The organism is Spirosoma flavus, from assembly GCF_054778555.1.
Window position 1 is genome coordinate 776568 of sequence record NZ_BAAGZL010000002.1, and the last position, 14334, is coordinate 790901.

The 14334-nt window shown below is 47.5% G+C and carries 10 protein-coding genes; 6 read left to right on the top strand and 4 right to left on the bottom strand.

The window, feature by feature from the left end; genetic code table 11:
• Positions 1-4: 4 nt before the first annotated feature.
• Genes ACYVF1_RS12265 through ACYVF1_RS12275 form a run of 3 tightly spaced genes read left to right on the top strand, consistent with a single transcriptional unit; the run spans position 5 to position 7975 of the window.
• On the top strand, positions 5-2611 hold the full coding sequence (locus tag ACYVF1_RS12265) for an ABC transporter permease (protein ID WP_461079044.1): 2607 nt from the start codon (positions 5-7) through the stop codon (positions 2609-2611).
• A gap of 49 nt (positions 2612-2660) precedes the next feature.
• Positions 2661-5309, top strand: a complete 2649-nt coding sequence (locus ACYVF1_RS12270) for an ABC transporter permease (RefSeq protein ID WP_461079046.1) — start codon at positions 2661-2663, stop codon at positions 5307-5309.
• Between the two features lie 50 nt (positions 5310-5359).
• Entirely contained in the window at positions 5360-7975 is a 2616-nt protein-coding gene (locus ACYVF1_RS12275) for a permease prefix domain 2-containing transporter (RefSeq protein WP_461079048.1), read from the top strand.
• Between the two features lie 28 nt (positions 7976-8003).
• On the opposite strand, the gene ACYVF1_RS12280 is transcribed toward ACYVF1_RS12275, so the two are convergent.
• Together ACYVF1_RS12280 and ACYVF1_RS12285 are read right to left on the bottom strand one after the other, a co-directional pair.
• Positions 8004-8486, bottom strand: coding sequence for a hypothetical protein (locus ACYVF1_RS12280; RefSeq protein ID WP_461079050.1), 483 nt, complete (start codon positions 8484-8486; stop codon positions 8004-8006).
• A 49-nt stretch (positions 8487-8535) separates the two neighbouring features.
• Entirely contained in the window at positions 8536-9969 is a 1434-nt protein-coding gene (locus tag ACYVF1_RS12285; protein ID WP_461079052.1) for a hypothetical protein, read from the bottom strand.
• 274 nt (positions 9970-10243) lie between these two features.
• Here ACYVF1_RS12285 and ACYVF1_RS12290 point away from each other — a divergent pair, with 274 nt between their 5' ends.
• Both ACYVF1_RS12290 and ACYVF1_RS12295 read left to right on the top strand, forming a co-directional pair.
• The gene (locus tag ACYVF1_RS12290; RefSeq protein WP_461079054.1) at positions 10244-10819 is read left to right on the top strand and encodes a Crp/Fnr family transcriptional regulator; all 576 of its coding nucleotides are present in this window, start codon (positions 10244-10246) and stop codon (positions 10817-10819) included.
• Between the two features lie 73 nt (positions 10820-10892).
• Positions 10893-12371 carry a serine hydrolase domain-containing protein gene (locus ACYVF1_RS12295; protein WP_461079056.1) on the top strand — a complete coding sequence of 493 codons (1479 nt, stop codon included), beginning with the start codon at positions 10893-10895 and terminating at the stop codon, positions 12369-12371.
• On the opposite strand, the gene ACYVF1_RS12300 is transcribed toward ACYVF1_RS12295, so the two are convergent.
• Positions 12363-12884 (bottom strand): dihydrofolate reductase family protein, encoded by a 522-nt coding sequence (locus tag ACYVF1_RS12300; RefSeq protein ID WP_461079058.1) that lies wholly within the window; start codon positions 12882-12884, stop codon positions 12363-12365. The genes ACYVF1_RS12295 and ACYVF1_RS12300 overlap by 9 nt on opposite strands.
• Before the next feature lie 66 nt (positions 12885-12950).
• Complete coding sequence (locus tag ACYVF1_RS12305; RefSeq protein WP_461079060.1) at positions 12951-13751, bottom strand: helix-turn-helix domain-containing protein; 801 nt, start codon at positions 13749-13751, stop codon at positions 12951-12953.
• Between the two features lie 181 nt (positions 13752-13932).
• Between ACYVF1_RS12305 and ACYVF1_RS12310 the strand changes: the two genes are divergently transcribed.
• The gene (locus ACYVF1_RS12310; protein ID WP_461079062.1) at positions 13933-14271 is read left to right on the top strand and encodes a PadR family transcriptional regulator; all 339 of its coding nucleotides are present in this window, start codon (positions 13933-13935) and stop codon (positions 14269-14271) included.
• Positions 14272-14334 lie beyond the last annotated feature (63 nt).

The following is a 14334-nucleotide window of genomic DNA, read 5'->3' on the forward strand; positions in this document are numbered from 1 at the left end:
AACAATGAACCCACCGAAAATCGCCGACCAACTGCTGCGTCTCTTTCTTTCTCCCGACCGACTGGAGGAGGTACAAGGCGATTTGCACGAGGAATTTGCGTATCAGGTACGACGTATCGGTGAGCAACGGGCACGCTGGCGCTACTGGTGGGACGTAGTGGGATTTATTAGACCATTCTCCAGAAAACGACAAAAAATACAGTATTCAACAACCACTTTAATGAGCCCGACTATGTTCCGAAATTATATCAAAATTGCCTTTCGTAACCTTGCCAAGAGCAAGTCGTTCTCGGCCATCAATACCCTCGGCCTTGCGTTAGGCATGGCTTGCACCTTGCTGATTCTCCTCTGGATTCAGGACGAACGTAGCATGGATGCGTTTCATGCAAATAAAAACCAGTTGTACCGGATTTACATGCGCGAGTTTTTCAGCGGAGAAATGCAGGGGGTCATCTGGACACCAGGTCCGCTGGCGGCTGAGCTAAAAAAAGAAATCCCTGAAATTCAATATGCAACGGCCTACGAATGGCCAAGCCCTCAAACCTTTTCGGTTGGTAACAAAGTAAATAAACAGGTGACCAACACGGCTGGACCTGATTTCTTCAAGATGTTTAGCTTCAAACTCTTGCAGGGCACAGCTGAAGCCGCGCTTAAAGGCCCAAATAGTCTGGCAATCTCCCAAAGTATGGCCGACGCTTTTTTTGGGAGCCCCGAAGCCGCCATTGGCAAGTCAATCCGGTTCGATAATAGGAAAGATTTGCTGGTGACAGCTGTTTTCGAAAACCTGCCGAAAAACAGTACGTTACAATTCGACTGTCTGCGAAACTGGGATGGGTACGTTGCCGATGGCAATGATTGGGCGAAAGGCTGGGGAAGCACCGATCCGCTTACATTTTTCATGCTTCGCCCAGACGCCGATCCGGTGAAAGTGGAAGCCAAAATGAAGCACATGCTCGACAAATTCAATCGCGACGAAGGCAAGCCATTTCATACGGAGGTGGCCATGCAGCCTTTTCACGAATATTATCTAAACAGCAATTTCAAAAACGCCCAGATCGACGGCGGACGAATCGAGTACGTACGATTATTTAGCCTGGTTGCGGTCTTTATCTTACTGATTGCCTGCGTCAATTTCATGAATCTGGCCACGGCCCGATCGGCTAAACGAGCGAAAGAAGTGGGCGTTCGGAAAGTTGTCGGGGCGATGCGTTCGCTGCTCATCGGGCAGTTTGTCGGCGAAGCGATGCTGCTGACGGTATTCTCCGTTTTTCTGGCGATTTTACTGGTTGGTTTAATCTTGCCTGCCTTCAATACCCTCACTGGTAAACAAATCGTCCTTCCTATCAATGAGCCTGCTTTTTGGGGCGGATTAGCTGGATTAACCCTGCTGACAGGACTCGTCGCGGGTAGTTATCCCGCCTTTTTTCTGTCGTCGCTGAGCCCTATTCGCATATTGAAAGGAACCCTGAAATTCGATACGAAATCAACCTGGCTTCGGCAGGGATTGGTCGTTTTTCAATTCTCGCTTTCCATTATTCTCATTGTCGGGATGATCATTGTTTATCGACAAGTCGATTATACACAGACCAAAAATCTGGGTTATGATCGCGAAAATCTTATTCACTTCCCGCTGGAGGGTGAGCTGGCTAAGAATTACGATGTCCTGAAATCGGAGCTTGGGCAGCTTCCGGGCATAAAAGATGTATCGTACATGACTGCCGATCCGGCGTCTAACGGCGCAGGTACTGAAGGCATTAGCTGGCTGGGCAGCGATCCCAATGATAAAGTTCGGTTTACGCCTGTAGGGGTCGGTTTTGATTTTGCCAAAACCATGAATATTCAGGTTCGGGAAGGGCGGGACTTCTCCAAAGCATTTCCGGCTGACTCCAACCGCTTTCTGATCAACGAAGCGGCCCTGAAGATCATTGGCTATAAGCAACCGATTGGAAAACCCATAACCTGGGGAAAACAGAAAGGAACCATCGTTGGCGTAGTGAAAGATTTCCATTTTCAATCGCTTCACACGGCCATTCGGCCACTTATTGGTTATCTCCGAACAAGTCGTCTGGCCGGAAATGTCAATGCCATTGTACGTATTGAAGCCGGAAAAACAACTGAAGCTCTCGCCCAAATAGAACGTATCTGCAAGCAGTTGAATCCAAATTATCCGTTTACGTACACTTTTACCGATCAACAATACGCCCGTCAATACCAGAGCGAGCAGGTAGTCAGTAAGCTCTCCAATTACTTTGCGTTTCTGGCTATTTTCATTTCCTGTTTAGGCTTATTCGGCCTCGCTACGTTCACAGCCGAGCAACGTACTAAAGAAATCGGCGTTCGAAAAGTGCTGGGCGCATCGGTGACGAGCATCATTGGTCTGCTCTCGAAAGATTTCCTCAAACTGGTTGCTATTGCCATCCTACTGGCATCGCCTGTCGCGTGGTGGGCCATGAACAAGTGGTTACAGGACTTTGCCTACAAAATTGATATTGAGTGGTGGGTTTTTGCAATGGCTGGTCTGGTTTCGGTCGTAATCGCCCTGCTGACCGTCAGTTTTCAAAGCATCAAAGCCGCCTTGGTCAACCCAGTAAAATCGTTACGTTCCGAATAATTACGTAGCGAGAAGGCATGCCTTCTCGCTACAAAAACAAATCAAATCCATGCACCCACCCCACCTAGCCGACCGGTTGCTACGTCTGTTCTGCGCTTCTGATCGATTGGAAGAGGTGCAGGGAGACTTGCATGAGGAATTCACGTATCAGCTACGTCGGGTGGGGGAACGGCGAGCGCGCTGGCGCTACTGGTGGGACGTAGTAGGGTTTCTCAAACCAACATTTTCACGAAAACGACAAACTGATACGTATTCGACAACTCAGTTTGTGCAACCAATTATGCTACAGAACTATATAAAAATTGCGCTACGTGCGCTCTGGCGCAGCAAAGGCTATGCTGCCATCAATGTATTTGGCCTTTCGGTGGCTTTTTGCGTCTGTACGTTTTTGTTTCAGATGGTATATCGTCAACTCACCTTCGATTCATTCCATAAGGATGGCGACCGAATTTTTCAGGTGTACCGCTTCAACAACAACTCAGAGAAAACGAGTCGCTCGGGGAGTATGCCGATGCCCTTAGCACCTGCATTAAAAAAAGAATACCCGGAGGTGGAAGCCGCAACCCGATTTGTGGAGAGCAGTAGTTTGTTCGACTATAAAGGAAAGTTTGTCGAAAAAAATCTTAAATATGTCGACGCCGATTTTGTAAAGGTCTTTTCATTTCCCATGATCAAGGGGAATCGTTCACTGGCGCTACAAGACCTAAGTAGCCTGGTTATCAGCGAAAGCACGGCCCTAGCCATTTTTGGCACCGTAGACCCAATTGGCAAAACGCTACGTCTGGGAAGAGATGGTAATCAGCGGGAATACATAGTTACAGGTGTTCTAGCCGATTCGCCTGACAATTCGTCAATTAAGTACGATGCTCTGGCTCGTATCGAAAATTCGTTAGCCTATCAGAATTCTAAAAATCAATGGGATGCTTACAACCACACAGCTTACGTAAAGCTGGCGCCAAACGCAACGCAGGCTGCCCTTGAGAATCGACTGAAGCCTTTTGCGCAGAAATATTTTACCGTTGATCTGGAGAAATTAAAAAAACAAGGCGTCAAGCCCGATGAACGGGGTGACCTGGTTGCTATACGTTTTCAAAAACTCGCTAATGTTCACTTCGACAGAGAAATTGCCAGTTCTAGTGCCCCAGTTGCTCTGGTTTATGCCTTGCTGGGCATGGCTGTTTTTATATTGCTGATTGCCAGTATCAATTTTATTAACCTCAGCATAGCTCGCTCATTTACCCGCGCCCGTGAGGTAGGGGTTCGAAAATCGTTAGGGGCCGTAAAAAACCAGTTATTTGCCCAGATTTGGGGCGAATCGGCGCTGCTTTGTCTGGCGGGCTTCATTTTAGGTACGCTTCTCGCTATTCTACTCGCACCGGCTTTCAATGCCTATTTTAATGCGAAAATCGTTATGGCTTATCTCCTCCAGCCGGGAGCCATTGCGGGTATTTTATGTATGTTTTTGCTGGTCACGCTGGTAGCGGGTGGATATCCGTCCTGGCAAATGACCAAAATCAACACTGTTGAGGTCTTAAAAGGTAAGATTACCGTAAAACGACCAGGCTTCCTGCGTAACTCATTGATCGTAACGCAGTTTACCATCTCATGTCTACTCACCTGCTGCACAATCTTCGCCATTCAGCAGGTCGATTATTTGCGAACAAGGCCGCTGGGTTTCGAGAAAGAACAAGTGATCAGTATTCCGGTAGGTAATAAATATAGTGGACGACAGTTGGTACAGCGCCTGCGTAACAAACTTAGGAACGACCCATCCGTTCTGGCCATTTCTGGTTCGGGCGTAAACTTGGGGCGAGGTAAAGATGGCTCTACGTCGAGGGGCGTTCTTAGTTTTACGCATAAAGAAAAAGAAATAGCAAGCGACTGGCTTCTGGTCGACTACGATTACCTTAAAACACTAAATATCAAACTACTTTCTGGACGCGATTTTAGTCCTGCCTTTCCTTCTGATTCATTAGATCGGGTCGTCATTACAGAAACAATGGCGAAACAACTTGGCGAAAAAGACCCCGTTGGCAAGTTCTTCCAGACCGATACAGCGGGATCAAAAATTCAGATTATCGGGCTAATTCCCGACTATCATCTGTATTCACTTCAACAAAAGCCGAAAGCCATTACAATGCACATTTCGGCCTCAGAGGCAATTAGTTACATTTTCGTACGGGTCACTCCGCAGAGCCTAAACAGCTCGATGGAAAAGCTAAAACATATTTGGCCCGAAATAGCGCCGGGCGCTGAATTTACCGGGACGTTTGTCGACGAAAATATTGACGCCTTATATCGGAACGAGGAATCGATGGCCATGATTTTCAGTTTTGCATCCGGCATTGCGATTCTCCTGTCGTGTCTGGGTTTATTTGCCGTGGCGCTGATGGCCATCGAGCAACGCACTAAAGAAATCGGCGTTCGTAAGGTACTTGGCGCAAGTATCCCCGGTATCATCCTGTTGGTATCCCGCGATTTTATAAAACTTGTACTTGCAGCTTTAGTCATTGCAGTGCCTTTAACCTGGTTCTTAATGAATCAATGGCTATCCGAATATCCCTATCGTATCGAGTTAAGTTTATGGGTTTTCGGATTAGTAGGCGCTGGGGCCGTCGTCGTGGCGTTGGCAACGATCAGTTTCCATAGTGTCAAAGCCGCCCTGATGAATCCGGTAAAATCGTTACGTTCCGAATAACAGACGCTACGTAGCGACAAGGCAAGCTTTGTCGCTACAAACCAAAAACCATGCACCCACCCCGCCTAGCCGACCGGTTGCTACGTCTGTTCTGCGCTTCTGATCGACTGGAAGAGGTGCAGGGGGACTTGCATGAGGAATTCACGTATCAGCTACGTCGGGTGGGGGAACGGCGAGCGCGCTGGCGCTACTGGTGGGACGTAGTGGGGTTTCTCAAACCAACATTTTTGAGTAAACGAAAAACTGATACGTATTCAACAACTCATTACATGTACCCTGTCATGATTCAGAACTATATCAAAATCGCCTTTCGAAATCTTCAGAAAAGCAAGGTATCGAGTTTTATCAACGTACTGGGTCTCACGCTCGGCCTGGCATGCTGTGTGCTCATTACGGCTTACGTTTTAGATGATCTGACATACGATCAGTTCCATCAGAAGGCAGATCGAATCGTCTTATTTCAGCAGTTTGAGAATTCGGCCAGTAGTGGTGGCAAGTTTGCTACCGACTTAAAACAGCGTTTTTCAGCCGTGTCGGATGCGGTGCGTTTGACACGAATTAAGCCATTGATCGCCAATCCCCAATCGGCGGCTTATGAATCTAATTTCTGGTTTGCAGATAGTAGTGCGTTCAACGTGTTTACTCTACCGCTGGTGCAGGGCAACCCAAAAACGGCTCTGAATGAACAATATGGAGTGGTACTATCGGAAGCGATGGCCCGAAAGTATTTTGGCGTCGAGAATCCGGTAGGGCAACCGCTACATATCAACAATAAGGCGACGCTTCACGTAACGGGTGTGCTACGTAGCCTCCCCACCAATTCGCACCTGAAGATCGATTTTCTGGCTAACTACGCTAATGCCAATGAATTGGCTGGCTACGAAGTAACGAACAACTACTGGGGCAGCAATGATACATGGACGTACCTACTACTGGCTCCGGGTACCAATGCTGCTACGTTAGAAGCCCAATTTCCGGCCTATCTGCGGCAATTAGGCGATCCTAACGTGAGCGTCTGGAAACTCAATCTGATTCCGCTCACGGATATTTATCTTCGTACGAACCTGGTGGCTACCAACCGGCTGACCTACGCCTATGTGTTTGCCATCGTGGCCCTCCTTATTTTGGGATTAGCCTGTTTTAACTACGTCAATCTGGCAACGGCGCGTGCCACACAACGGGCGAAGGAAGTAGGCGTTCGGAAGGTGTTAGGTTCATCTTTTGGGCAGTTATGGGGTCAGTTTCTGGGCGAAACCTTGCTCTTTCTGGGCATTGCCGTTATACTGTCGGCAGGTGTTGTGATACTGGGACTGCCATTATTCAACCAATTGTCAGACAAGCAATTAACCATTCAATCGATGATCAGCGGGGAACGTATCAGTTGGTTGATGGCAGGCCTTGTGGTTGTTGGGTTATTGGCAGGGAGTTATCCGGCTTTTGTGCTTTCATCGTTCCGTCCTATTGCCGCCCTGACCAGAAGCCGACTCCCAAACGGCGGTAGCGGCTGGTTACGTAAAACGCTGATTATAGGGCAGTTTTCGGTTTCCATTGGCATGATCGTGGCCACATTGGTGGTTTACCAACAATTGCAGTTTGTCCAGCAACGTAACGTTGGCTACCAGCGCGACCAAATTCTAACCATGGATTTACGGGATGCTTCTGATCAGACAAAAGAACTGTTTAAGCAGCGCGTATCTCAAATACCGGGTGTGGAAGCCGCTACGCGTGCATTTAGCCTACCGGGAAGCGGAAGTTTGCGTGGCGAAAAACTTGTCAGTGAGTACGTTCCGAAAGGTTCGCAAACGGGTGGCATCGGCCATCTCAGCGTCGACAGTGATTTCCTGAAAACGTTCGGCATTCGGATTGTAGAAGGTCGTAATCTGGACCCGAACCGACCTGCCGACAAACAGGCTTTTTTGGTAAACCGGGCCGCCATGAATTATTTCGGCTGGAAAAATATCAACGGAAAAATGACTGGCTACTACACCTATGGGTATGATCCGGCCAACCCGAAAGGATACCGCGAAATACCGCTGAAAGGGCAAGTTATCGGCGTAATCGACGACTACAACCACGCTAATCTGAAACAGAAAGTAGAACCCATGATTATCTCGCTCAATTCGGGTTGGGAGGGTCAGCTTGCAGCCCGGATTCAGGCGGGGGCCATTCCGGGCACCATCCAGCAGATACAGCAATTATGGCATGACCAATTCCCCGACAAACCCTTTCTGTACGAATTTCTTGATGATAATTTCAACCGGACGTATCAGGTTGAAACACGTACTGGACAGATCTTCGCCCTGTTTGCGGGCTTAGCCGTGCTGATTTCCTGTTTAGGCTTATTTGGCCTTGCGACGTTCACCGCCGAACAACGTACCAAAGAAATTGGTGTCCGGAAAGTACTGGGTGCCAGCGCGTTCAGTATTGTTACGTTGCTTTCTAAAGATTTTGTTACGCTGATTTTAGTGGCAATTGTGATTGCATCGCCTGTTGCGTGGTGGGCCATGAATCAATGGCTACAGGCTTTTGCTTACAAAATTGATATTGAAAGCTGGGTGTTTGTGTTGGCCGGTGCACTAGCCTTATCGACTGCGCTGATCACGGTCAGTTTGCAAAGTGTAAGGGCTGCGTTAATGAATCCGGTAAAATCGCTACGTAGTGAATAAAGGCATGAAGCGCGGGGTATAGCCGGGTTTACCCTATGCTCCGCGCTTCATGCTCTATGCTATTTATCAGAATGAACGAGGCCAGTTCGGCAACTAGCAGATTGAAATGGGTAGTGGTTATATCGCCTACCAGATATGCCAGAAAGAGTTCATCGGATAGCACAAAAGCACCCCATAAGCCCAGTGTGATACCAAATGCCTGATGGATTGCCGTTTTGTGAGATGGTTGTTGCTCAAGCGTTTTCAAAAAGGCTTTCCAGAACAGAAAAGCGCCCAGTGCCTCCCAAAGAATTACTCCAGCGAACAGCCCAACAGCCAGCCAAATGGGTGACTGGTAAACAGCCAAGACCTTAACTATCAGTCCGTAATTTCCAGAGGCAAACGTCCAGTCTGCCGGAAGAACCGCCAGGTTTTTTAGGGCATCAGCGCAGTTACTGAGCAGTACGATGGAGAAATAAAGCGCCCAGAATATCAGCAAACCGGCACGGATGCGATTAGTAATAGCCTGCATGACAGCTTTCGGCCGTAGAGAAAGGCATGCCTCATCGCTACGATATGCCCTATTTTTTCAGCAATTGTTTCACCATCGATTTTAGCTCATCCACTTCGGTTTTTAGCGTCTGAAGCTCCTGCTGTTTTGCCTTATCTGCCTTCTCCAATTGAATGGTATAAAGCGTCAGTTCTTCAATTTTTTCCAGCAACGTAGCATTTAATTTAGTCAGGTCGATTCCCTGTTTTACTACGTCGTCGGCCGAAGGGATACCGGGCAGATGGTGATGCTGTTTTACATACGCGTCAACCCAGTTCAGCGAAGGCAGCCGGTAGCCGGCTTCGAAGACTTTATCGCTCCATTCCGCGCTGCTATTGATACGTAATTGATACTGCCCTTTGACCACTTCTCCGCGCTCATTGACGGTCAGAAACTGGTCTGTTTTTGCGGTGGCCGGGCTGCTGGCTGTGAGTCGAGGTAAACGTATGCCACTGTTGTTTTCTTCAGGAGCAACTACTTCCAGGCGAGCCGTAGGTGCTGACGTACCGATACCCACGTTGGCATTGTTCCCTAAAACGACGGCATCGCTGATGGCCACGTGGGCATCGGCACCAATTGCCGTTGCATGATGGAGTTCCATCGATTCAGCACTTGTCTGATGACCAATCATGGTATTGCTTCTGCCCGCCCATAATCCCCCACCCGACTCACTCCCGATAATGACATGATGACCACCCTGCCCTTTGCCCGTCTGCGAATTATAACCGATCAGTACGTTGTCATTACTGGTGGTAACAGTTGTTCCCGATCCGGGGCCAATAATAATATTGTTGTTTCCGGTAGTGGCGTTTTGACCAGCTTGTTGACCTATATATGTGTTGTTATTGCCGATGGTATTAGCGGCCCCAGCGTAGTAACCCAGAAAGGTATTTTGCGCACCTGTTGAATTAGCAAGGCCAGTATAGTATCCTAAAAATGTATTGTTGTACCCGGTTGAATTATTATAACCCGTATAATATCCCAGATACGTATTATTAGCACCCGCTGTATTCGAATAGCCTGTGAAATTGCCTACAAACGTATTGTAACTACCCGTCGTATTCACGTAACCAGCCCGGTATCCGATAAATGAATTATAATTACCCACTGTATTAGCTTGCCCCGCAGCGTAACCAAGAAAGCTGTTGTAACTCCCTGATGTATTTTCCCGTCCTGCGGCAAATCCTACGAAACTATTCTGAATACCAGAGCCGTTGCTGTTTCCCGAAGCATAGCCAATAAATGTGTTATTGGAGCCTGAAGCATTACCAGTTCCCGCACTATAGCCCAGAAACGTATTGTAATACCCTGACATATTGCTATTTCCCGCGTAGGGACCAACCAGCGTATTATACATACCAGGGTTTGACGAGTTGGGCGTATTGACAACATAGTTAGTCTGTGCCCGCAGAAGGACTGGAAAACAGCCCATTAACAGCATGAAATACGTAAAGTTTCTTTTCATAAGGTTAAACGAATAGTGCTAGTCAATTACCTGATTGTTTACAACTAATTGAATAAGCCGAAAATGAAATTAATTACTACTTGATTTTCATTTTTGCATCAATCGATTAACAAGATAAACATTATCCATATTGATATTGCAATATGGATAGTTACATTTTCAAGAAGCTTTATTAAACGTTTACAATAAGTATTGATTTATGATCCAGTCATTGATTTTAGTTACCATTTTACCCTTGTTACGCTCATTCATTTAATCCGCACCTGTCATTAATTTGGAAACGCTTAGCCAATTTCTTCACGCGCTTTCGCCCATCAGTGAAACAACATGGCAACGAATAGAGCCGCTGTTTGTCGAAACCCAATTAAAAAAAGGGGACTATTTTATTGAAGAAGGTCAGTTGGCTACTCAGTTTGCGTTTGTACAGTCGGGAGTAATTCGCGGTTTTTATCGTGATCAGCAGGGTACCGAATACAACAAGCATTTTTTCGTATCTCCCTCTATAGTGGGCGGATATACATCGCTCATTACCGGCAAACCCAATCAGATTATCCAGCAGGCATTAACCGACTGCCAACTTTTACAGGCTAACTATCAGACTTTTACGGCACTTTACGATTCATTTCCTGATCTGGAACGGGTTGGTCGGCGATTTGCCGAACGATATTTCGTGGAGAAAGAACGAAAAGAAATTGAAATAGTACTGCTGGATGCCGAAGATCGTTATCAACTATTTCAGGAACACTATCCGGGTTTGGAACAGCAGATTCCACAGTATCATATTGCATCATATCTGGGTATTACACCCACGCAGTTGAGTCGCATTCGAAAGAAATGGGCACGGCCCTGATTTCTTTACCTATGTATATGGATTTCACTACGTTCCACCAGAATTTTGCTACGTTGAACATCCCAACCACACGATGCGCCGTTTCACTCAGACGATACGTTCATTACAGCTTGTTTCAGCACTTATTTTCAGTTTTTCTCCTTTCGTTCACACTACGTATGCGCAATCACTGACCAACAAAATAGATAGCTACGTTCGGGCACGACTGGACAAAAGCAGCGTTCCGGGTCTGGCTATTGCCGTAGTGCATAATGATACGTTGCTGTTCACGAAAGGCTACGGGCTAACTACTACTAGTTATCCGGTTACACCCAACACACCTTTTGGGATTGCCTCGCTCAGTAAAGCATTCACGGCAATGGCCATTATGCAGTTGGTTGACGCAAGGAAGCTATCACTCGATGCACCTGTCGTTCGGTACGTACCTTCGTTTATCATCCGTGATAAACGTAGCCAGTCGATAACCGTCCGCCAATTGTTGCATCAAACCAGCGGACTGGCCGATACCGGATTCCCGGAATTAGCCTTTCGCGATCAGCCTGCTACGTTGGATGAGGCAACTGCCCAGTTTAAACATGCGCGACTGGTTAGTGAACCCGGAAAGCAGTATCATTACCACAATCCGAATTACCGGTTGCTGGCGAAAATTGTGGAGTCGGTTAGCCATGAGCCGTTTGCCTTTTATTTGAAGAAACACATTTTTCAGCCCTTGCACATGACACATACCGGCGATGTGTCGACCACAGCGTCGTTTTATACCGGTTCGGAACCGATGGATAACGGCCATATTTTTGTTCTCGGAAAACCCATTTCGAAACGGGAGCCGGATTGGTTTATTGACGGGGCCGCCGGGATGCGCTCTACAGCCACCGACATGGCGCACTGGCTCAGTTTCCAACTGGCAAATGGACGTGCTGGCGATACGCTGCTGATAAGTCAAAAATCAATGGCGCAGATGCATACTCCTCCTTCTGGAACAGCCATGCATTATGGCATGGGGTGGATATTACGTAGCGATTCAAGTCTGTATCACAGTGGTATTCTCTGGACGTACAGTGCTGAACAGCTTCTACTTACCAAAGAAGGCTATGGCGTTGTGATGCTCTTTAACAGCGGCATCAATCCGTATGTTGATTACCATTCATTTCTCCGGGGGGTCACCGATATCATTAGTGGCCATGAGCCCGAATTGCCAACCTTACCCGAATGGATTTTACCCATTGGCGTTGGATTTATTCTACTGGTATTCATCAGTTTAGCTATCCGACAATTATTCCGGTTCAGCTATTGGCGAGAAACGTATCGGCAAAGGCCCGTTTGGCGTTCGTGGCTATTGTTGCTCATTCGCCTGATCCCTTTCATTACATTTCTGCTGATTCCAACGCTGCTTACTGCGATCAGTGGTCGTGTTTTAAACTGGGAACGTATTTTCCTGATGATGCCCGATGGCGTGCTGGGTTTCGGCCTGATTGCCTTCCTGAATCTGGCAATTGTCGTTAGCCGTTTGGTCAGAATTTTCGGGCAAAAACGTATGGCTAACGTATCAATTTAACCGGTAGTAGAGCGAAACCAGTCCAGTCGAGTATATTTTTGAGTCGGTCAGCGTCAGTTTGATGCGGTCGTGAATGTTATTGAAAAGTGGTTTTCCCGCACCCAGAACAATAGGATGAACCGCCAGAAATAATTCATCCACCAGTCCGGCATTCATCAACGAACTCGTTAAATCGGCACCGCCGAACAGCCAGAAGTCTTTACCGGGTTGATTTTTCAGGGCGTTGATTTCCGTTTTAAGATCGCCACGTATCAACTCGGCCCCCTCGCCTACTTGGGTTAATGTGTTCGAGAAAACGTATTTTTTGTACGCCGAAAATTGATAATTACTAGCTTCTTCGGCTGGATTATTCATCAACTCGTAGCTTTTTCGACCAATGAAAATCGCGTCGATACGCTCCAGAAATGCATTCAGACCATAATCCTGATCGGTGAAACACCAATCGTATTCGCCATTCGGGCCTTCAATGTGGCCATCCAGACTGACGGCCAATCCTAAAATAACCTTACGCATATCGTTGTTTGTTCGTTTCGGCAAATGTGCAGACGAACTGATTTCCGTAATTGTAAAAATCGGACATCAGCATAAGATGTAGTTCGTCGACAGCAATTGGCGCGGAGTCAAACCCGAATAATCTCGACAGGCGTGGATGAAATGCGACTGATCGTAGTAACCACTGGCATAGGCAATCTCGGTGAGGCTGTAGTCAGGGAAAGATTTAAGTTGTGTTAACGCCTGTTTAAACGTAGTGATACGAGAAAACTCTTTGGGCGACAGACCGATACGTTCATTAAAACGACGTATCAACTGTCGGTTGCTGACCCCAACCCAACCGGCCAGTTCCTCCAGCGAAAGCTGACCATGCATTTGCCTGATCTGCTCGATGCAATGCGTAACAACCGGATCATACGTACCGTTTTTCGCCAACCGCCGAATCAGATATTGCTGAATAAGCTGAACGCGCTGCGCCATCGTTGGGGCTTCGTCAACGTAGTACTGCATTTCGTCGGCGCTACGTCCCCACAGGTCACGCAAGTCAACAATCTGATTAGCAACTGCCTGCATCGATACAGGAAAGAACGGATAGGCATTTCCACTCGAAAAACAAACCGATACAAACGATACGTTACTCAGCGTCCGAACGTCCATAAAATGACTCATTCGCGACGTAACGAAGCTCCTGCCGACGTGGGTTATCTTCCCAGTCGACGTAGCGACTGTCTGCGGTTGGTCGATATTTACGAAAAGCTCCACGCAGGTGTCAGGCAGCACCCGGATTGGGGGCGACGTAGCGGCTGGTTTGTCGTTTTCGATCGAACAAATTTCTTTGACAAAAGGCCTCAATACCGGAGCAATATCGTACAGTCGAAAATGCATCATTCAAAGGTACGCATTTCCAAACGTACCGATTGCTCCTGTCCGGTTTGCGGACAAACGATGTCCAGAAACGGACAGTTGGTTTCGCCAATGTATATGAAAAATGGCTCCAATTAACTCCAGATGGCCTTGTCAGGTATTGGCACCGCATTTGTTCGGCATTATCGTATAAAATAGTCAAACCATGAAAAGGGCCTTTCTGGGGGAATTTGAAGAAGTGGTATTATTAACCGTGGCAGTCCTTGACGAAGGAGCCTACGGCGTAAATATCACACAGGAAATTGAGCAGAAAACCGGTCGGTTGGTCGGGTTCAGCACGGTGCACACGACCCTTCAACGGCTGGAAGAAAAAGGATTTCTGTCCTCGCAGATGGGCGGAGCTACGGCAGAACGGGGTGGGCGTCGGAAACGGTTTTTCACCGTTACGTCGGCTGGTCGGCGAGCGTTATCCGAAGTTAAACAGATACGTACTGAACTATGGAATGCCCTGCCCCCACAGACATTACAACTGATGGGTGGGTGAGGTAGTGCTAGGCAAAGGGCATTGAATACCCCTAAACTCTTTGCCCAACGCCCCTACCCTATG

What these genes read in the sequence shown, in the direction of transcription:
- ACYVF1_RS12265 (WP_461079044.1), top strand. Translation starts at nt 5, where the DNA reads ATGAACCCACCGAAAATCGCCGACCAACTGCTGCGTCTCTTTCTTTCT.
- ACYVF1_RS12270 (WP_461079046.1), top strand. Translation starts at nt 2,661, where the DNA reads ATGCACCCACCCCACCTAGCCGACCGGTTGCTACGTCTGTTCTGCGCT.
- ACYVF1_RS12275 (WP_461079048.1), top strand. Translation starts at nt 5,360, where the DNA reads ATGCACCCACCCCGCCTAGCCGACCGGTTGCTACGTCTGTTCTGCGCT.
- ACYVF1_RS12280 (WP_461079050.1), bottom strand. Translation starts at nt 8,486, where the DNA reads ATGCAGGCTATTACTAATCGCATCCGTGCCGGTTTGCTGATATTCTGG.
- ACYVF1_RS12285 (WP_461079052.1), bottom strand. Translation starts at nt 9,969, where the DNA reads ATGAAAAGAAACTTTACGTATTTCATGCTGTTAATGGGCTGTTTTCCA.
- ACYVF1_RS12295 (WP_461079056.1), top strand. Translation starts at nt 10,893, where the DNA reads ATGCGCCGTTTCACTCAGACGATACGTTCATTACAGCTTGTTTCAGCA.
- ACYVF1_RS12300 (WP_461079058.1), bottom strand. Translation starts at nt 12,884, where the DNA reads ATGCGTAAGGTTATTTTAGGATTGGCCGTCAGTCTGGATGGCCACATT.
- ACYVF1_RS12305 (WP_461079060.1), bottom strand. Translation starts at nt 13,751, where the DNA reads ATGATGCATTTTCGACTGTACGATATTGCTCCGGTATTGAGGCCTTTT.
- ACYVF1_RS12310 (WP_461079062.1), top strand. Translation starts at nt 13,933, where the DNA reads ATGAAAAGGGCCTTTCTGGGGGAATTTGAAGAAGTGGTATTATTAACC.